11 protein-coding genes are annotated in these 19,119 nt (G+C 73.6%); 4 read left to right on the forward strand and 7 right to left on the reverse strand.

Annotated elements, in window-relative coordinates:
• Nucleotide 1 precedes the first annotated feature (1 nt).
• The 4 genes from ABJI51_RS33560 to ABJI51_RS33575 form a co-directional block, all read right to left on the reverse strand.
• The gene (locus ABJI51_RS33560) at nucleotides 2-5,293 is read right to left on the reverse strand and encodes a type I polyketide synthase (protein ID WP_348955100.1); all 5,292 of its coding nucleotides are present in this window, start codon (nucleotides 5,291-5,293) and stop codon (nucleotides 2-4) included.
• Entirely contained in the window at nucleotides 5,290-8,733 is a 3,444-nt protein-coding gene (locus tag ABJI51_RS33565) for an amino acid adenylation domain-containing protein (protein ID WP_348955101.1), read from the reverse strand. The genes ABJI51_RS33560 and ABJI51_RS33565 overlap by 4 nt, the downstream gene beginning before the upstream one ends.
• A 57-nt stretch (nucleotides 8,734-8,790) precedes the next feature.
• Nucleotides 8,791-12,219, reverse strand: a complete 3,429-nt coding sequence (locus ABJI51_RS33570) for a beta-ketoacyl synthase N-terminal-like domain-containing protein (RefSeq protein ID WP_348955102.1) — start codon at nucleotides 12,217-12,219, stop codon at nucleotides 8,791-8,793.
• 357 nt (nucleotides 12,220-12,576) lie between these two features.
• Complete coding sequence (locus ABJI51_RS33575; protein WP_348955103.1) at nucleotides 12,577-13,281, reverse strand: type 1 glutamine amidotransferase domain-containing protein; 705 nt, start codon at nucleotides 13,279-13,281, stop codon at nucleotides 12,577-12,579.
• Between the two features lie 121 nt (nucleotides 13,282-13,402).
• Between ABJI51_RS33575 and ABJI51_RS33580 the strand changes: the two genes are divergently transcribed.
• Entirely contained in the window at nucleotides 13,403-14,308 is a 906-nt protein-coding gene (locus ABJI51_RS33580) for a LysR family transcriptional regulator (protein ID WP_348955104.1), read from the forward strand.
• 69 nt (nucleotides 14,309-14,377) lie between these two features.
• Here ABJI51_RS33580 and ABJI51_RS33585 read toward each other — a convergent pair whose 3' ends face one another.
• The gene (locus tag ABJI51_RS33585) at nucleotides 14,378-14,626 is read right to left on the reverse strand and encodes a hypothetical protein (RefSeq protein ID WP_348955105.1); all 249 of its coding nucleotides are present in this window, start codon (nucleotides 14,624-14,626) and stop codon (nucleotides 14,378-14,380) included.
• 86 nt (nucleotides 14,627-14,712) lie between these two features.
• The gene (locus tag ABJI51_RS33590; protein ID WP_348955106.1) at nucleotides 14,713-15,978 is read right to left on the reverse strand and encodes a PucR family transcriptional regulator; all 1,266 of its coding nucleotides are present in this window, start codon (nucleotides 15,976-15,978) and stop codon (nucleotides 14,713-14,715) included.
• 371 nt (nucleotides 15,979-16,349) lie between these two features.
• Between ABJI51_RS33590 and ABJI51_RS33595 the strand changes: the two genes are divergently transcribed.
• Nucleotides 16,350-16,775 (forward strand): DoxX family protein, encoded by a 426-nt coding sequence (locus tag ABJI51_RS33595; protein WP_348955107.1) that lies wholly within the window; start codon nucleotides 16,350-16,352, stop codon nucleotides 16,773-16,775.
• Here the strand turns inward: ABJI51_RS33595 and ABJI51_RS33600 are convergent.
• On the reverse strand, nucleotides 16,772-17,287 hold the full coding sequence (locus tag ABJI51_RS33600) for a VOC family protein (protein WP_348955108.1): 516 nt from the start codon (nucleotides 17,285-17,287) through the stop codon (nucleotides 16,772-16,774). The genes ABJI51_RS33595 and ABJI51_RS33600 overlap by 4 nt on opposite strands.
• A 292-nt stretch (nucleotides 17,288-17,579) precedes the next feature.
• On the opposite strand from ABJI51_RS33600, the gene ABJI51_RS33605 reads away from it, so the two are divergent.
• Nucleotides 17,580-18,446 carry an alpha/beta fold hydrolase gene (locus ABJI51_RS33605; RefSeq protein ID WP_348955109.1) on the forward strand — a complete coding sequence of 289 codons (867 nt, stop codon included), beginning with the start codon at nucleotides 17,580-17,582 and terminating at the stop codon, nucleotides 18,444-18,446.
• Between the two features lie 4 nt (nucleotides 18,447-18,450).
• Nucleotides 18,451-19,041, forward strand: a complete 591-nt coding sequence (locus ABJI51_RS33610) for a TetR/AcrR family transcriptional regulator (RefSeq protein WP_348955110.1) — start codon at nucleotides 18,451-18,453, stop codon at nucleotides 19,039-19,041.
• The last annotated feature ends 78 nt before the right edge of the window (nucleotides 19,042-19,119 follow it).

Below are 19,119 nucleotides of genomic sequence, written 5' to 3' on the forward strand. Positions count from 1 at the left end.
TTCAGCGCGCGAGCTTCGGGATGGTGGTGGCGGCCGGCTCTTCGGCAGCGGGTGCCGCGTCGGCGCGCAGCTGTTCGATCCGCTCGACCAGTGCGGCCACCGTGGGGGCTTCGAACAGCGTCTTCATCGCCAGCCGGGCACCGGTGGTCTTGCGAACCTGGGCGATGAGCTGGATGGCGACCAGCGAGTTGCCGCCGAGGGCGAAGAAGTCGTCGTGGACGCCGATGCGCTCGACGCCGAGCACCTCGGCCCACTGCCGGGCGATCTCGGCTTCGAGATCGGTGCGCGGGGCGACGTAGTCGTCCTGGGCCTGCGGCTGCGCCACCGGCTCGGCGGTTTCTTCGGTCTCCTCCAGTGCTTCGGCGGTGACCCGGCGGGCGAACAGGTCGCGCACCGGGCGGGTGCTGATCACCACCTGGCCGCCGAGGCCGGGGGTCATCGCCCGCAGGAACGCCTCGGCGCCGTCGACCGGCCGGATCCCCGCCGACTCCACAGTGGACTCCCTGGCGGCGGCCGCGAGACCGCCGCTCACCGCGCCTTCGTCGACCTGACGCAGCACGAAGTCCTCGATCTCGACGAGTACCCGGCCGTCGTCGGCACACAGCGTCAGGTCGGCCGCGACGACCTGGTCACCGCCGGAGTCCCGGTAGCGCAGGTGGCTGTGGAAGCTCGACGGCAGCGGTGCGTGCACCACGACGCGGCCGTAGCTCATCGGCAGGTAGGTGCCGCTGCCCCGGCCGCGGCCGAACGCGGTCGCGACGTCGAGCAACGCCGGGTGCAGCGCGAAGCCGGTGTCGGCGGCCGCCTCCGCGGGCGCGACCAGCGACGCCAGTTCCTCGTGCTCGCCGACGTGGTGGGTGCGCAGCGCGGCCCACCGCGGGCCGAAGGTGACCATGCTGGTCCGGCCGGTGCCGAAGGCGTTGCCGTCGTCGAGGACGCGGGTCCGCGCCCGCACCGCGTCGAGGTCCACAGTGGACACCGACGGCGCCGGGACCCAGCCAGCGGAGCCGCGGACGTGCACCTTCGTCACCCCGGCCGCGCGGCTGGTCACCGCGAAGCCGTCACCGTCGAAGGCGACCCGGTACTCCGCGACCGTGCCCTCGGGCACCGAGAACGGTTCCAGGAACGCGACGTCCCGCAGTTCGACGACGTGGCCGTCACCCGGCTTCGGCAGTGTGGCCTCGACCGCGGCCCGCACGGTTTCCAGGTGCCCGGTGCCCGGCACGACCGGGACCCCGGCGATGCGGTGCTCGTCGAGCAGCCAGTGCCCGGCCGCCGAGACCAGGCCGTGGCAGCCGTCGGCGGTGCGGGTGGCGAGCACCGGGTGCATGACCGGGCCGTCGGCCTTCGTGCGCGTCGAGCGGATCGTCGTCGGCGCGGCCACCTCGGCGGCCATGCCGACCTCGTCCCAGCCACCCCAGTTGTGCGAGACGACCCGGGCCCGCCAGCCGTGGTCACCGCGGGCGTAGGCGTCGAGGAAGGCGTTGGCCGCGCAGTAGTCGACCTGCCCGAAGTCGCCGGAGACGGCGGTGACCGACGAGCACAGCGCGACGAAGTCCATCGGCAGGTCGCCGAACGCCTCGGCCAGCGCGAGGGTGCCGCCGATCTTCGGCCCGAGCACCGCTTCTGCGGCCGCCCGTTCCTTGACCTCGGCGACGCCGCCGCCGGGGAGCCCGGCCGCGTGGACGATGCCGTCGAGCCCGCCGAACTCCCGTTCGGCCAGCTCGCGGACCTCCCGCAGCCGCGCCGGGTCGGTGACGTCGGCGGCGAGAACGTGCACGACCGCGCCGGCCGCCTCCATCCGCCGGACGGCGAGCATCGCGCGGCCCGCCCGGTCGGTGCCGCCGTGCGCGGCGAGGTGCGCGTCCCACTCCTCGCGTGGCGGCAGGCCGGTGCGGGTCAGCAGGATCAGCTTCGCCCGCACGCGCAGCGCGAAGTCCTCGGCGAGGGTGACCCCGATGCCGCCGGTGCCCCCGGTGATCAGGTACCGGCCGCCTTCGCGCAGCACCGGCGCCGCCTCGGGCACGGTCAGCTGGGTGTGTTCGAGGACCCAGCGGCGGCCGCGGCGGAGGGCGACCTCGGCCGGGGCGTCCGCCGGGCCGAACAGCTCGGCGACGACCTCGCCGGACACGGTCTCGACGTCGATCCGGCGCACGACCGTCCCCGGTACTTCCAGCGGGACGACCCGGGCGAGGCCCGCGAGCGTCGCGTGCCCGGGCCGGGTCAGATCGGTGCCGGTGACATCGGCGGTGCCGGTGCTCAGCAGGTCGATCCGGACCGGCTCGCCCCAGGCCTGGACCAGGTTGAGGACGCTGAAGAACCCGCGGTCCTGTGCGGCCATCCCGGTCTCGGTCCCGCCGAGTGCCCAGGCGTGGACCACCCGCCCGGGACGCTCGCCGAGGGCGGCGACGAGGGCGTCGTAGTCCTCGCGCACGCCGGGCCGGACGGTGAACCCGGCCGGGGTGACCGCGAACGCGGCACCGGGCCGGACCTCGGTGACCACGACCCCCGCGTCGCGCAGCAGGCCCGGGAGGACGTCGTCGTCGACGAACGCCAGGCACGTCTCGAAGGGCTCGCGCCGCAGCTGCGGCCCGGCCTGGCGCCAGGACGGCACCGCGAACCACTCGTCGAGCGGCAGCGGGCCGCTCGGCTCCTCGGGCCGGGTGACCGGTCCCGCCGGGTCGGGGTCCACCCAGTACCGCTTGCGCGCGTAGGGATAGCCGGGCAGCGGCACGCGGTGCCCGGACGCCGTTGACCCGACGGGAACCCCGTGTGTCCACAACAGACCGGCGGCCGCGTAGAGCGTTTCGACGTCGCCTTCGCGGTCGGTGCGGCCGGGCAGGCTCGGCTGCGGCGCGGGCAGGCCCTTGGGCACCTGGCCGCGGGCGAGCCCGGCCAGCTGGTGGCCAGGGCCGCACTCGACGAGCGCCCAGCGCTCGCCGCCGGCGAACAGCGTCCGCACGCAGTCGCCGAACCGGACGGCCTGGCGCAGGTGCGCGGCCCAGTAGGCCGGGTCGGTGGCCTGGGCGTCGGTGATCCAGCCGCCGGTCAGGTTGGACAGGAACGGCACCGACGGCGCCGAGCGCGGCACCGCGGCGACGGCCTCGGTGAACTCCGCCAGGATCGGGTCCATCATCGGCGAGTGGAAGGCGTGCGAGGTCACCAGTTCCCGGCACTGCACGTCGCTGGACTTCAGCAGCGCGGCGAAGTCCGCGACCGCCTCGGACGGCCCGGCGACGACGCAGGTGCCCGGCCCGTTGACCCCGGCGATCGCCAGACCCTCGGGCAGCCGCTGCGTGACGGCCTCCTCGTCGAGCTGGACGGCGAGCATCGCCCCGGCGGGCATCGACTGCATCAGCTCGCCGCGCCGCACCACCAGCTTCACCGCGTCGGCCAGGGTGAACACCCCGGCGACGGTCGCGGCGACGTACTCGCCGACGGAGTGGCCGATCATCGCCTCCGGCCGGACACCCCAGCTGCGCCACAGCATGGCCAGCGCGTACTCGACGGTGAACAGCGCGGGCTGGGTGTACCGGGTCTCCCGCAGCTTCGCGTCGCCGCCGCGGTCGAGGATCAGCTCGCGCAGGCCGGGAATCCCGGCCAGCTCACAGCATTCGTCGACGGCGGTGGCGAACACCGGCTCGGTGCGGTACAGCTCGGCGCCCATCCCGGCGTACTGCGAACCCTGCCCGGAGAAGAGGAACGCCACCTTCAGCTCGCCGGCCTGGGCGGTGATCAGGCGCCGCGGGTCGCGCAGGCCGTCGACGGCGTCCTCGGTGTCGCGGGCGACGACGACCGCCCGGTGCGCGTACTCGGTGCGCCCGGCCGCGAGGGTGTGCGCGACGTCGGCGAGGTCGAGGTCGACGTCCCCGGCCAGCCGGTCGGCGAGCCGGTCGACCGCCGCGGCCAGGGTTTCCGGCGTCTTCGCCGACACCCGCAGCAGGTGCGCCGGGCGGGGACGGCGGTCGCGCTGCGGGACCGGCGCCTCCTCCAGCACGACGTGGGCGTTGGTGCCGCCGACGCCGAACGAGCTGACGCCCGCCCGGCGCGGGGTGTCGGCCGCCTCCCACTTCGTCACCGTGCGCGCGGGATAGAACGGGCTGTTCGGGAAGTCGATGCCGGGGTTGGGTTCTTCGTAGTTGATGGTCGGCGGGATGAGGCCGTGTTCCATGGCCAGCACGGTCTTGATCAGCGCCACCACCCCGGCCGCCTGGGACAGGTGGCCGATGTTGGACTTCACCGAGCCGATGGCGCACCAGCCGGTGTCCGGCACGCCGTGGCCGTACACAGTGGACAGTGAGATGATCTCGATCGGGTCACCCAGCGCCGTTCCCGTACCGTGTGCTTCGACGTAGCCGATCGTGCGCGGGTCGACCCCGGCCATGCCGACGGCCTGCGCGATGGCCTCGGTCTGGCCGGCGACGCTCGGCGCGGAGAAGCCGACCTTGGTGGCGCCGTCGTTGTTGATCGCGTTGCCGAGCACCACCGCGCGGATGTGGTCGCCGTCCTCCAAGGCCTGCGACAGCCGCTTGACCAGCACCACGCCGACGCCGCTGCTCCACACGGTGCCGTTGGCGCCCGCGTCGAACGCGCGCACGTGCCCGTCCGGCGAGGTGAAGCCGTCGACGCCCATGTATCCGATGCCGTGCGGCATCTCCAGGTTCACGCCCCCGGCCAGCGCCATGTCGCATTCGCCGTTGCGCAGGGCCTCACACGCCAGGTGCACCGCGACCAGCGACGTCGAGCACGCCGTGTGCACCGCCAGGCTCGGGCCGCGCAGGTTCAGCTTGTAGGACACCGACGTCGTCAGGTAGCTCGGCTGGTTGCCGGTCGACATCCCGATGCCGCCGTGCTGCGAAGCCATCACCCGCTCGTTGCGCAGCAGGTTCTCGATGAGGTAACCGGTCCGCCCGGTCCCGCCGTAGACGCCGATGGCCCCGGCGTAGCGGGCCGGGTCGTACCCCGCGTCGGTCAGCGCGGAGTGGCAGGCTTCGAGGAACACCCGGTGCTGCGGGTCGGTGATCTCGGCTTCGCGGCTGGTCATGCCGAACAGGTCGGCGTCGAACTCGTCGAAGCCGTCGACCATCGTGGTCGCGTTGACCCAGCTTGGATCGTCCAAAGTGGCCGGATCGGCCCCGCGGGCGAGCAGCTCCTCGCGGGTGGCGGGCTTGATGGACTCCACGCCGTCGACGAGGTTGCGCCAGAACTGCCGGAGGTCGCCGGCACCGGGGACGCGGGCCGCCATCCCGACGATGGCGATGGGTTCGGCACCCGGTTCGAGGTCGTTGGTCACTGCGGTCGCTCCTGTTCCTGGCCGGTCGTGGCGGCACTGCGGCGGGGTCTTCTGGACGGGGTGCGCCCCCGGCGGGCGGCGACCCGCTCGGCGGCACGGGCGAGCTCCGGGTTCGGCGCGGCGCCCGCATGCAGGTGGGTGGCAAGGGCCCGGATGCTGGGGTGGCTGAACAGGTCCACCATCGGGATGCGGCGGCCGAGCCGGGCGGTGATCTCGGCGTGCACCCTGGCCAGTGCCAGTGAATGCCCGCCGACGTCGAAGAAGTTGTCGGTGACACCGACCGTGGCCAGGCCGAGCACCTCCCGCCAGGCCGCCGCGATGACCGCCTCGGTCGCGGCGAGCGCGGCCGGGTCGGCGACGGCGGCCGATGCGGCGGCCCGGACAAGGGCGTCCGCGCCGGGCGCGGCGGTCCGCACCGACGGCCGCGGTGTCGCGGGCGCGCACGTCCCGACCGGCCGGTCCGGCTCGGCCACCAGCTCCTGCAGCAGGAGCGTGTAGTCCTCGGCCAGCGCGGCGATCCGGGCCGCGTCGAAGAGATCCGGGTTGTAGAGCAGCTCGACACCGCGGTCGAGGACGTAGACGGTCAGGTCGAACGGCGATCCCGGCTTCTCGACCGGCAGCCACGCGGCGTCGACGCCCGGCAGGCCCAGCCGCGGCTCGGTGAAGTTGAGGACGTTGAACATCACCTGGACCAGCGGCGCCCGTGCCGGGTCGCGCGGTACGCCGAGGGCGTCGACGAGCCGGTCGATCGGCGCCGCCGGGTGCGCGGTGGCGGCCACGAGTTCCTCGCCGCTGCGGTGGACGTGCGTGGCGAAGTCCGCGCTGTCGTCGGCCCGCAGCCGCACCGGGACGATGTCGACGAAGAACCCGGCGACGTCCTGGGTCTCGGCCAGCTGCCGGTCCGCGACGACGGTGGCGACCAGGTGGTCGGCGCCGCCGGTGAGCCGCCGCAGCAGCTGCCCGAACGCGGCGAGCAGCACGCCCGCCCGCGTCGTCCCGGTGCGGCCGGCCAGCCCGGGGACGGCTTCGGCGACGCCGTCCGGGAACGCCTGGAAGCAGGTCGCGCCGCGGTAGGTCTGCACGGCCGGGCGCGGCCGGTCCCGCGGCAGGTCCACTGTGGATGGTGCACCGGCGAGGTGCCCGGTCCACCACGCGAGGTCGACGGACTCGCGACGGCGGTCGCGATCCGCGCGCCACACGGCGTAGTCCGCATAGGACGCGGCGAGCGGCGGCAGCGGCTCGCCGCGGTAGGCCGCGGTGAGGTCGGCGCAGAGCAGCTCCTGCGACCAGCCGTCGAACACCGCGTGGTGCAGGGTGAAGCCCAGCACGTGCTCCTCGGCGCCCAGTGCGTAGAGCCGGACCCGCCACGGCGGCTCGCGGTCGAGCTGCACCGGCGTCGCCGCGTCGGCGGCCAGGCGGGCCGGGACGGCGTCCGCGGTCACCGGGATCACCGGCAGGGCCACCTCTTCCGGCGGCAGGCACTCGGCCTGCGGCACGCCGTCGACCGGCCGGATGCGCCAGCGCAGCACGTCGTGCCGCTCGGCGACCGCCCGCAGCGCGGCCCGCAGCCTGCCGACGTCCAGCGGCCCGGACAGCCGGAACGCCATCGCGATGTTGTACGGCGCCGCGTCCGGCGCGAGCTGGTCGAGGAACCACAGCCGCCGCTGCGGTGGCGACAACGCGGGCGCGTGCCCGGTCGTCAGGCCCGGCCCGGTGAGCGGGGCGGCCGCGGCGACCCGCTGGGCGAGCCCGTCGAGGGTCCGCGCGGCGAAGACGTCTTCGGCGGAGACGTCGGCGGCCAGTTCCGCACGCAGGGCCGCGACCAGCCGCATCGCGGCGATCGAATCGCCGCCGGAGAGCAGGAAGTCGGTACCGGCGCCGGGGCCGAGTACCTTGCGCCACACCGCTTCCACCGGCGACGCGGGCTCGACGGCAGGCTCTGGCGCAGTTTCGGCGAGGGCACGCAGTGCGGGCCGGTCGATCTTGCCGGTGACGGGGTTGACCGGCAGTGCGGCCAGGCGCCGGATCGCGGCCGGGCGCATCGCCTCGGTGAGCCGGTCGGCCGCATGGGCGTGGAGGTCCACATCGGACGGTGCCGACTCCGGGGTCAGGAACGCGACGAGCCGGGTGCCGCCCGGGCCGGGCACGGCCTCGACCGCGACGGAGCCGACGTCCGGGTGCTCGCCCAGCGCGGCCTCGACCTCGCCGAGTTCGATCCGCTGCCCGCGGACCTTCACCTGCCGGTCGGCACGCCCGGCGAACTCGATCCGGCCGTCCGGGCGCAGCCGGCCCAGGTCGCCGGTGCGGTAGGCCCGCTCCCCCGGCACGAACGGGTCGCCGACGAACTTCCGCGCGGTCAGTTCCGGGTGTCCGAGGTAACCGGCGGCGACGCCGGGCCCGCCGACGAGCAGTTCCCCGACCTCGCCCGGCGGGACGGGCCGCAGCTGGTCGTCGACGACGTACACGCGGTGGCGCGGCGTCGGCGTGCCGAGCGGCAGCGGGTCCGCCGGCATGCCGGTGACTTCGTCGGTGAGCACGACGACAGTCGTCTCGGTCGGGCCGTAGGCGTTGAAGAACCGGCGGCCCGGCAGCCAGCGCGCGGCCAGCTCGGCGGGGACCGGCTCGCCGCCGCAGGCGATGGTCCGCCAGCCCGGCACGTCCTCCGGGTTCAGCAGCGACAGCAGCGTCGGGGTGATGAATCCCCAGTTCACGTCGTGCTCGACGACGAACCGGCGCAGCCGTTCCGGGTCCGCGCGGTCGGCCGAGCCTGCCAGCTGCACCGACCCGCCGGTGCTCAGCGGCACGAAGACGTCCATCGTGAACGCGTCGAAGCCGGGCGAGGCGATGCCGAGCGTGCGGGTGCCGGGCCCGACGCCGAGCCGCCCGGCGAACCCGGTGACGAAGGCGGCGATGTTGCGGTGGGTGGTGAGCACGCCCTTCGGCCGCCCGGTCGAGCCCGAGGTGTACAGGACGTGCGCGGTGGTGTCCGGCGTGGCCGGGCAGACCCCGGGTGGCCCCGGCGGCGGGACGTCGATCCCCGTCGCCGTCCCGAATTCCTCGACCGCGGCGTCGCCGATCACCAGCGAAATCCCGGCGTCGGCGACGATCCCGGCCAGGCGCGCCCGCGGCCCGCCCGGGTCCAGCGGGACGTAACAGCCGCCGGAGAGCAGGACGCCGAGGACGGTGGTGACGAGGGCGGGCGTCCGGCGGGCGCAGACACCCACCCGCGTTTCCGGTCCGACACCCCGCTCACGCAGGACGGCGGCGACTCCCCAGGCGGCGGCGACGAGATCGGCGTAGGTGAGCCGGACGTCCCCCTGGCGCACGGCCAGTGCGTCCGGCGTCCGCTCCGCCTGCGCCAGGACAAGGCCGGCGACCGTGGTGTCCGGAAAGGACAGTGGTGGAACCTGCGTGCCCGCGGCAGGCAGCGTGTCGGTCACGGTGAACTCCCCAGCTGGACACGGGCGCGGTGGCGCCCGGGTGGACGTGCGTGCCGGTCACGGGTGGTGTCCCGGAACCGGTGGGTCGATCCAGAATCTGCTGCGCCGGAACGGATGCCCGGGCAGTGGCACCCGCCCGGGTCCGGCACCGGCGTACCGGGCCGCCCAGTCGACGTCGGCTCCGCGGGCCCAGCGCTCGGCCAGCTCCCGCGCCGTCCCCGGCGGCCCGGCGACATCGGTCCCCTCGGCGATCAGCGTGCCGAGAGCTTCGACGGCCGCCCCCACGGTCGACGCGACCACCGCCGCCCGGCAGGCGAACGCGCGGCGCCCGACGGCGAGGGTGTAGGCGGCGTCGGCCAGGTCCGGCGGGTCGGTGGCGAGCCGGTCGCGCAGCGCGGACAGCGTTTCCCGCAGGGCTTCCGGGTCCCGCGCCGACACCGGCAGGACGTGCGGCCCCGCGGCCGGCACCCGGGGACCGGCCGCCGGTGCCTCCTCGACGACGACGTGGACGTTCGTGCCGCCCATGCCGAACGCGCTGACCCCGGCCACCCGCCGCGGCACCTCCGGCCAGTCGGTGGCCTTGACGGGCACGTAACACGGCCCGCCGGCCAGGTCGACCTCCGGGTGCGGCGCGGTGAAGTGCAGGTTCTGCGGGATCACGCCGTGGCGGACCGCCAGCACCGCCTTGATCAGGCCGGCCACCCCGGCGGCCGCGTCGAGGTGCCCGATGTTCGTCTTGACCGAGCCGAGCGCGCACGTGCCGGGCGGGAGGTCGCGGTACACGCGGTTGAGCGCGGCGACCTCGATCGCGTCGCCCAGCGGCGTGCCACTGCCGTGCGCCTCGACCAGCCGCACCTCGCCCGGGTCGACCTCGGCCACGGCCAGCGCTTCGGCGATCGCCGCCGCCTGGCCCGCCGGGCTGGGCACGGCGTACCCGGCGCGGTCGGCACCGTCGTTGGTCATCGCCCAGCCGGGCAGCACGGCGTGGATGTGGTCGCGGTCGGCCAGCGCGTCGGACAGCCGCCGCAGCACGACGACCCCCGCGCCCGAACCGAACCCGGCGCCGTCGGCCGCCACGTCGAACGAGCGGCAGCGCCCGTCCGCCGACACCATGCCGCCGGCGCGGTACCGCGGCCAGGTCACGCTGACCCCGCCGGCGATCGCCAGGTCGCAGCGGTACTCGGCGAGGCTCTGCGCGGCAAGGCCGACCGCGGCCAGCGAGCTGGAGCAGGCACTCTGGACGGCCACCGCGGGCCCGGTCAGGCCGAACCGGTAAGCGACCTGCCCGGGCAGGTGGTCGGTGAGCTGGCGGCCGAGGAGCCTGCCCTCCCAGTCGTCCGGGTCGAGGCCGCCGCTCACGGCCGGGTTCCCGAACAGGTGGAACAGGAAGTACCGGTTCACCCCGGCGGAGGTGAACACCCCGACCGGGCCGGGTTCGGCCGCCGGGTCGCGGCCCGCGTCCTCCAGTGCCCGCCACGCCGTCTCCAGGAAGATCCGGTGCTGCGGGTCGGTCCGGGCGGCTTCCTCGCCGGTGAAGCCGAAGAACGCGGCGTCGAAGTCCTCGACGCCGTCGAGCCTGCCGCCTGCCCGGACGTGCGCGGGGTCGCCGCGCAGGCCGGGGCCGATGCCGAGGGCGGCCAGCTCGTCGTCGGTGTAGTCGTGGATCGCGTCGGTGCCGGCACAGAGGTTCCACCAGAACGCGTCGGCGTCCGGCGCGCCGGGGAACCGGCAGGCGAGCCCGACGACGGCGATGAGGTCGCTGCCCGGCTCGTCCGCGACCGGCGGCCCGGCGGCGACCGGCGCACTGTCCGAAGTGGATTCCTCCAGATAGGACGCCTGCGCGGCGACGGTCGGGCGTTCCAGCAGGCCGAGCAGCGGAACGTCCGTGCCGGACTCCTCGGCGAGCCGCTGCTGGACCTGCCCGAGCAGCAGGGAATGCCCGCCGACGTCGAAGAAGGCGTCCCCGGTCCCGAACCGGTCGTGCCCGAGCACCGCGCGCCAGATCGCGTGCACGCGCCGCTGCGCTTCGGTCGTCGGCGCCGCCGGGGCCGGGGCGGAGGGGCGCGGGTCCGGCAGGGCCTGCTCGTCGAGCTTGCCGGTGACGGTCAGGGGAAACGCCGGAACCGCGGTGACGGCCGAGGGCACCGCGTGCGCGGGCAGGACGTCGGCGAGCGCGGCCCGCAGCGCGGTGACGTCCGCCTCCTGCGCCGGGACGACGTAGGCGAGCAGTTCGCCGTCGCGGACGATGGCCCGCGCCTCGGCGACCTCGGGCCGTTCGGCGAGCCGGGCCTCGACCTCGGTCAGCTCGACCCGGAAGCCGCGGATCTTGACCTGCCGGTCCAGCCTGCCCAGGCAGACCAGGGTGCCGTCCGGCCGGACCTGGCCGAGGTCGCCGGTACGGTAGGTGCGGAGCCCGTCCGCGGTGCTGCCGAACGCCGGGCTTGGCTGGCCGAGGTAGCCGTCGACCAGGAATTCGCTGCGGACTTCGAGTTCCCCGCCGTCGAGCACGGTGAGCGTGTACCCGGGCAGCGCGGAGCCGATCGGCAGCGGGCCGGTGGCGTCGCCGGCTTCCGCGGCGGTCAGCCGGTACTGGGCGCAGAAGGTCACCTCGGTCGCGCCGTAGCCGTTGACGAACACGCAGTCCGGGGCGAACCGGCCGCGGCGGACGTCGGCGTAGGTGGCCTGCTCGCCGCCGAGCAGGACGGTCCGCACCGACGGCAGGCCGTCGTCGAGGGCGTCGAGCAGGTAGCGGTAGACCGTCGGTGTCGAGTGGTAGACGGTCACCTCGTGGCGGGCGAGTTCGCGGGCCGCGTGGGCGACCCCGTGGGCGCGGACGTCCACCGGCACCACGGCGGCGCCGGTGAGCAGCGCCGGATAGAGGTCAGGGATCGCCGCGTCGAAGCCGAAGGAGGCCAGCAGGCTGACCCGGTCGGCGGCGGTGATGCCGAGCGTGGCGATCTGGTTGTCCACCACGTGCAGCAGGTTGCGGTGGGTCTGCGCGACCGCCTTCGGCGTACCGGTCGACCCGGAGGTGAACAGCACGTAAGCGGTTTCTCCGGGATCCGGGTCGGGCACCGGCAGCGGCGCGGTGTCCGATCCGGACGTGACGACCCGCGCGGAAGCGTTCCGGCACAACGCTTCCGCGAGCCCGATGTGCTCCGGGTCGGCGAGCACGGCCGAGACGCGGGCCGCCGCGACCTGGTGGGCGAGGCGCTCCCGCGGGAACGTCGGATCCAGCGGGACATAGGCGCACCCCGCGGCGAGGGTGCCCAGGATCGCGGCGATGGCCCGCGTGCCGTGCCCGGTGACCAGGCCGACGGCGTCCCCTGGCCGGACGCCGGCGTCGAGCAGCCGGGCGGCGTGCCCGCCGGCCAGCGCGGCCAGCCGGGCATAGCTCACCACCGCGTCCTGCTCGACGACCGCGATCCGGCCGGGCGAGTTCCGGGCGATTTCCGCGAAACGTCGGATGCAACCGGCTTGCGTCATCGCCCGGTGTCGGCCCCCGACGGCGAATGGGCGCGCGGAAACCACGGCGGTGACGTCGACTTCATCTCACTCCCCAGTGCAATTCATGCGAAGAATCACGCAAGGTTAAGGGTCACGAAGTCGCAGCGGGATACGTTATCCGCAGAGTTCATCCGAATGCACCATCGATCCTGGCCCATCTGCCGCACTTCACAACGTGTTCCGGCCTCTGTGAACGCCCCGCGGAACGGAAATGGCCACCGTCGCCACCCGAGTGACTACGATCCGTGACAATGTTGCCGAAGGCGGATTCCCGGTCGGAGATTCACCGACATCCCGTTTCGGGAATTGTGTCCCCGCCGGTCCGCGGTGACGTTTTCACGAAATCGATCCAGCATCGAGGGCCGCCGCCACCCGGGCCGCGGTGTCCACACTGGACTGCGGGTTCTGCCCCGTGACGAGGTTGCGATCCACGACGACGGTGCTCGACCACGGCGTCCCCGGCGTCACCTCGGCGCCCAGCTCACGCAGCCGGGACTCGAGGAAGAACGGGCTCTTCTCCCCCAGCCCGCCCTGGCGTTCCTCCTCGTCGCTGAACGCGGTCAGCGTGCGGCCGCCGAAGACGAACGACCCGTCGTCGCGCCGGGCGGCCAGCAGCCCGGCGACCCCGTGGCAGAGCGCGGCAACGATCTTGCCGTCGGCGTCGGCGCGGGTGAGCAGCCTGCCAAGGACGGGATCGTCGGCCAGATCGGTCATCGGGGCGTGGCCGCCGGGCAGGTAGAACGCGTCGTAGTCGCCGGCGTCGGCCAGGTTCAGCGGCGCGACCAGGCCGTCGAGCGTTGCGAGGTAGGCGCGGAACTTCGCTCCGGCCGCGGGGTCGACGCCGCCGCGTTCGTCGAAGCTGATCGGGTCGGCCGACGGCCGCCGCCCGCCCGGCGTCGCGATGTCGACGTGGTGCCCGGCCTCGGTGAGCACCCGGTGGGACTCGGCGACCTCCTCGGCCCAGAAGCCGGTCGGGTGGTCGGTGCCGTCGGCCAGCCGCAGGTGGTCCGCGGCCGAGACGATCAGGAGAATCCGTGCCATGACAGGGTTTCCTTCCTCGCGGGACCCGGTGTCCCGCACGCCGGGGACAACCGCGCACCCGGCGGCGGTAGTCCGCACGCCCCGGTACGATCCATAACGTCGCTTATGGAAGGTGGCTTGCGTGCCAAGTCTCGATCTGCTGAGCACGTTCCTCGCGGTCTACCGCCGCGGCTCGCTGTCGGCCGCGGCGGCCGAGCTGGGCCTGACCCAGCCGGCCGTCACGGGACAGTTGTCGCGGCTGGAGAAGGAACTCGGCGAGCCGTTGTTCACGCGGTCGCGCCACGGCGCGGCACCGACGTCCCGCGCGGACGAGCTGGCCACGCGCATCGGCACCCGCATCGACGAACTGCGCGGCGTGCTCACGGCGGACCCCGGCGACGCGGCCCTGCGCGACCGCGTCGCCCTCGGCGGCGCGAGTGACGCGATGGCTTCCCGCGTCCTGCCCGCGCTGACCCCGCTGACGACGCGCGGGCTGCAGCTGGCGGTGACGCTCGGCCTGGCCGACGAGCTGCTCGCGGCACTCACCGCGGCCCGCCTCGATCTGGTGGTGTCGTCGGTGCGGCCCCGCGACCGCGCGCTGACGGCGACCCTGATGATCGACGAGGAGTTCGTCCTGGTCGCGGCCCCGGCGCTGGCCCGCAGCGTCGACCCGGCCCGCCTCGCGGCCGAGCCGGTCGCCGCGCTGGCCCACCTGCCGCTGCTGGCGTACGCGGACGAGCTGCCGATCATCCGCCGCTACTGGCGCAGCGAGTTCGGCAGGCGGCCCCCGAACCGGGTGGCGGTGGTGGTCCCGGACCTGCGCGCGCTCCTGTCACTGGCGGTCGCCGGCGCGGGCGCGACGGTGCTCCCCCGCTACCTCGCGGCGGCGGCACTGGAAGCGGGCTCGGTGGAGCAGGTCCACGAACCCGCGGCACCCCCGCTCAACACGTGGTACGTGGTGACGAGAACGGCGGCCCCACCCCGCCCGGCGGTCACCCTGGTCCGCAACCGCCTCCTGGACCGGGCCCGCGCCTGGGGCTCCCTCTGAAAGGGACGATCGTCTCATCCGGTGCAGCGAAAGGGACTTTCCTCGCACCAGACGCCAGGAAAGTCCCTTTCAGCCCGCGTTGGCCAGGACGTTCCGCCCCGCGGGCGTGTTCGCCATCAGGCAGGCGTGGCACGGCATGCCGCGCAGTCCGTCGAGGACCTCGGCCTCGCCGGGGAAGATCGCCTCGCCGCACAGCGCCGTCAGGTGCGCCGGGACCGGGCCGTCGGGTACCGGGATCAGGTGACAGACTCGTCTGCTTTCCCCCACGACACCCCGGCGTAGCCGCACCAGCGCGAGCATTCCACCGTTTTCACCCATGCCAGGACGTTAGGGGAAGATCACGGCGCCGGCTTCGTGTCCGCGACCCAACGATCTTGGGCACCCGTGGTCCGCGGCACCAAAGATCACGCCGGTGAGAGCACCGCCGCCCCGAGCCAGCGGCACAGGCCAAGGGCCAGCTCCGCGTCCAGCCGTCCTTCGCCGAGCCCGCGCGGCAGCAGTTCCTGTGCCTTGCGGACGCGGTACTGCACGGAGTTCTTGTGCATCGCCAGCTCCGCGGCCGCCGCGGTGTAGCTGCCGCCGGAGGCGAGGAACACCCGCAGCGTTTCCCGCAGCCGCGCGCAGTTCTCGTCGTCGGCGGCCAGCCCGCCGAGCGTGCTCGCCACCCACAGCCGGGCCGCGTTGAGGTCGCTGGTCATCAGCGCCACCGTCCCGACCTCGCGGAAGGTCAGGACGCGGTCGCAGTGCTCCCCGGCGGCGAGCGCCAGCGCGTGCACGCGCCGGGCCTGCTGGTGGGTGTCGCGGAAGCCCGCGACGCCGGTGCCGGGATCGCCTGCCGTCACGCGCACGCCGGGTTCCGCCTCCGCGAGCGCCGCGGTGAGGTGCTCGCGGCCGACCGTCGCGCCCGGCGGGAGCGGCAGCCACACCCACGCGCTGGCTTCGTCGCGCGGCACGAACAGCGGACGTCCCTGCCCGCGGACGCGCTCGAACACCGCGCCCGCCACCGATTCCAGCACCGACAGCACGTCGTCGACCAGTGCCTCCGACGCGTGCCAGACGATCATCCCGACGTGCGTGCCGCGCAGCCGGTACCCGATGACCGCTTCGGCGGCGTCGATGTCGGGCGGGCCGCCGTTGCCGTCGAGCAGGTCGGCGACCTTCGCCGCCCGCGCGGCACTGCGGTTGAGCAGCCAGCGGTCGCGTTCGTCCTGGTAGACGCCGACGAGCTGGCGGACGATCCGGGTGATGAACTCGTAGGCGACCCGCAGCAGCCGTCGCATCATGGCCCCGAGCAGGGCCGCGTCGTCGACGAGCCGGGTGCATTCCTGGAACCCGAAGTCCAGCAGCGCGGCCTGCCCGAGGTCGTACGCGCGGATCAGGTCGAACACGGGCGTGCCGCGCTGCGCCAGCCGTCGCGCGTACTCGACCGCCGCGGCAGGCGGCTCGACGGTCGCCGGGTCGATGCCGTGCCGGAAGATCTGCAGTGCCGTCTCGACGTTCTGGTAGACGCTCGACGACAGCAGGCTCACCATGCGCTCGTCGTCGTTGACCAGCTGCGGCAGGTCCGTGGCGTACAGCTGGACCAGGTCCGCGGTGAGGTCCCCGGCGCGGCCCTCCAAAGTGGCGGCAATGTGCCGGATGCGCTCCGAGACGACTTCTTCGTCCACCATGGAGCCACCTTACGGGGTGGGCGGGCGGGCCCCGCGGCGGCTCGTCGATCATGTCGAACGTTTCGGTCAGAGCCGGAACGTACCGCGCCCGCCGCCATCGAAAGAATCGAAAATAATCCGAAAGTCGGTGGCGATTATCCAAGTGGTCTGGACCACATCCGATAATACCACCCATCCGGCGGTTTGCGTTGCCCCATAAGGACGCCTGACCCACCAGGCGGACCGTCCGTCCATTTTCGAAATCCGCTTACCCGACTCCGGGTCCTTGTGACAACTCTCCACGGGCGGTATATCTGAAAGACACAATTCGTAGCGGCCGGCCACCACCGGCCGGTTCGATGCCGCCCGTTCCCCCATCCCCCGGAGGCACCATGCACCGTCTCGACCCAGCCCGCGAACACGTCGTCGGGCTGTACCGCATCGTCATCGGCTTCCTGTTCGCCTGCCACGGCCTCAAGTCGCTCTTCGGCCTGTTCGGCGCGAAGGCCACCGTTCCCGTCGGGACCTGGCCCGGCTGGTGGGCCGCGGTCATCCAGCTCGTCTGCGGCGCACTGGTCTGCGTCGGCCTCGGCACCCGCGTCGCCGCCATCCTCGGCTCGGGTTCGATGGCCTACGCGTTCTTCGTCGTGCACCTGCCGCAGGGCCTGTTCCCCATCCAGAACGGCGGCGAAGCGGCCACCCTGTTCTGCTGGTCGCTGCTCCTCGTCGCGTTCATCGGCCCCGGCCGGTTCGCCCTGAGCGGCCTCGCGGTCCGGCAGCGGACTTCGGAACCGAAGCGGGCGGGCGCGACCGTCTAGGAGCGGGAAATCCCGACGCCGCTGCGCGCGTCGGGACCGTACTTCGCCAGTTCCCCCGCGAGATCCAGCCTGCCGACGGCCCCGCCCTTCGCCCGGTCTTCGTCGGTCAGCAGATCGAGGGGGATGATCCAGACGACTTCGAACTCGATCCCGTTGGGATCCTTGGCATACAACGACTTCGTGGTGCCGTGGTCGGACGAGCCGACCAGAGCGCCGGCCTCACGAAGCCGGACGGCGAGGCGGTCGAGGTCGCCGAGGGTGTCGACCTCCCACGCAAGGTGGTAGAGGCCCACCGTCGTCCGCCCGGCCCCCGAATCCCCGGCAGTGGCGCCGATTTCGAAGAGCCCGAGATCGTGGTCGTTGGTCGACCCGGGCGCCCGCAGGAACGCCGCGCCGCGGTGCGCGTCGCCGCCCTCGACGTAGTCGAAGCCCAGCACGTCCCGGTAGAACGCCACGCTTTCGGCGAGGTCCCGGACGTAGAGCACGGCATGGTTCAGGCGGAAGATCGACATCGGCACCCACATCGGTTGAAGTTTCAACTTCAGGCTAGGCGCGGGTATCGAGAGGGTCAAGCCGGACCACTCTCCGTGGGTCCGGTGACCGACCGGGCGACAAACCTTCGACACCGCATCGAGGCTCTGGCCAGCCAGGATGGCCGCGCTTAGGGTGAGTCCACCGCAGGACACCGTCAGCCGTCCCGCGGGCGGTGATGCCCCCGGATCCGACCTTTCCCCGAAGCCAAGTCCCGGGGCATCACCGCACTCTCGCATTTACATACATACACCATGTATGTAACCTGGCGACATGACGCGAACCGAGTCACTGGGTCAGGAGCACCGGGTCCGGTTACCGGCCGGCGAGGTGCGGTACTTCGAGCGGGGCTCCGGCGCCCCGGTGGTGTTCGTCCACGGGGTGCTGACGAACGCGCGGCTGTGGCGGAAGGTCGTGCCGGACGTCGCCGCGGCCGGATTCCGGTGCCTGGCCCCGGATCTGCCGCTGGGCGGCCACGAGATCCCGATGCGGCCGGACGCCGACCTCTCCCCCGCCGGGCACGCCGACCTGATCGCGGACTTCCTCGACGCGCTCGACCTGCACGACGTCACGCTCGTCGCGAACGACACCGGCGGCGCGCTGACGCAGATCATGCTCAGCCGCCGTCCGGAACGGGTCGGGCGGGTCGTGCTCACGCCGTCGGACTGTTTCGAGTACTTCTTCCCGCCGATCTTCAAGCCGCTGCCGCCGCTCGCCCGGATTCCCGGCTCGATGGCCGTGCTCGCCCGGCTGCTGCGGATCCGCGCGCTGTACCCGCTGCCGCTGCTGTTCGGGTGGGTCGTCAAGCGGCCGCTGCCGGACGAGGTCGCGCAGGCCTACCTCGCTCCGCTGGGCCGGTCCGCCGGGGTGCGCCGCGACCTGCGCAAGTTCCTGCGGCAGGTGCATCCGCGGCACACGCTCGCGGCCGCGGATGTGCTGCGCACGTTCGACCGGCCGGTGCTGCTGGCGTGGGCGGCCGAGGACCGGCTGTTCCCGATCCGGCTGGCCCACCGGCTCGCCAGGGTGCTGCCGGACGCGAAGCTGGTGGAGATCCCGGACTCGTACACGTTCGTGTCCGAGGACCAGCCGGCGCTGCTGGCCCGCCACGTCGTCGAGTTCGCGGGCGTCATGGCAGATTAGGCGGGTGCGACGTACCCAGCAGGACCGCTCCGCCGGCACGAAGGCCGCACTGGTCGCGGCCGCGCGCGAGCTGTTCGCCGAGCGCGGCTACCAGGCGGTGCCGGCGGACGAGATCACCCGCGCGGCCGGCGTCACCCGCGGCGCGCTGTACCACCATTACGCCGACAAGCAGGGCTTGTTCCGCGCCGTGGTCGAGCAGCTCGAACGCGAGCTGACCGAAGAGGTGGCGGCCGCGTTCGGCCGCGCCCCGGACGCGCTCACCGGCATGACGGCGGGCTTGGGCGTGTTCCTCGACGCGTGCCTGCGCAAGGACGTCCAACGCATTTCGCTCACCGACGCCCCGGCCGTGCTCGGCTGGGAGGTGTGGCGCGAGATCGAGGCGGAGCACGGCCTCGGCCTGCTGACCGAACTCCTGGAGTCGGCGCGGGCGAACGGGCTGATCGTCGAGGTCCCGGTACCGGCACTGGCCCAGCTGATCCTCAGCGCGGTGATGGAGGCGGCCCGGATGATCGCCGCGGCGGAGGACCCGGCCCAGACCCGCGCCGACGTCCAGCAGGTCCTGGCCGGCTGGCTGACGAGCCTCCTGCGCACTTAGTTGCCCCCGACTGTCGTGGGGGGGGAAACCAGGTGGGGAACCGGTTTTCACCCACCACAAACCCCCGCCGCCCCCCAC

The sequence above is a fragment of the Amycolatopsis melonis genome (assembly GCF_040064235.1).
In the GTDB taxonomy this organism is placed as follows: domain Bacteria; phylum Actinomycetota; class Actinomycetes; order Mycobacteriales; family Pseudonocardiaceae; genus Amycolatopsis; species Amycolatopsis melonis.

Excerpts from the sequence above, each read along its gene's own strand:
- ABJI51_RS33570 (WP_348955102.1), bottom strand. The coding sequence starts at position 12,219 with ATGACGCAAGCCGGTTGCATCCGACGTTTCGCGGAAATCGCCCGGAAC.
- ABJI51_RS33575 (WP_348955103.1), bottom strand. The coding sequence starts at position 13,281 with ATGGCACGGATTCTCCTGATCGTCTCGGCCGCGGACCACCTGCGGCTG.
- ABJI51_RS33585 (WP_348955105.1), bottom strand. The coding sequence starts at position 14,626 with ATGGGTGAAAACGGTGGAATGCTCGCGCTGGTGCGGCTACGCCGGGGT.
- ABJI51_RS33590 (WP_348955106.1), bottom strand. The coding sequence starts at position 15,978 with ATGGTGGACGAAGAAGTCGTCTCGGAGCGCATCCGGCACATTGCCGCC.
- ABJI51_RS33595 (WP_348955107.1), top strand. The coding sequence starts at position 16,350 with ATGCACCGTCTCGACCCAGCCCGCGAACACGTCGTCGGGCTGTACCGC.
- ABJI51_RS33600 (WP_348955108.1), bottom strand. The coding sequence starts at position 17,287 with ATGTCGATCTTCCGCCTGAACCATGCCGTGCTCTACGTCCGGGACCTC.
- ABJI51_RS33605 (WP_348955109.1), top strand. The coding sequence starts at position 17,580 with ATGACGCGAACCGAGTCACTGGGTCAGGAGCACCGGGTCCGGTTACCG.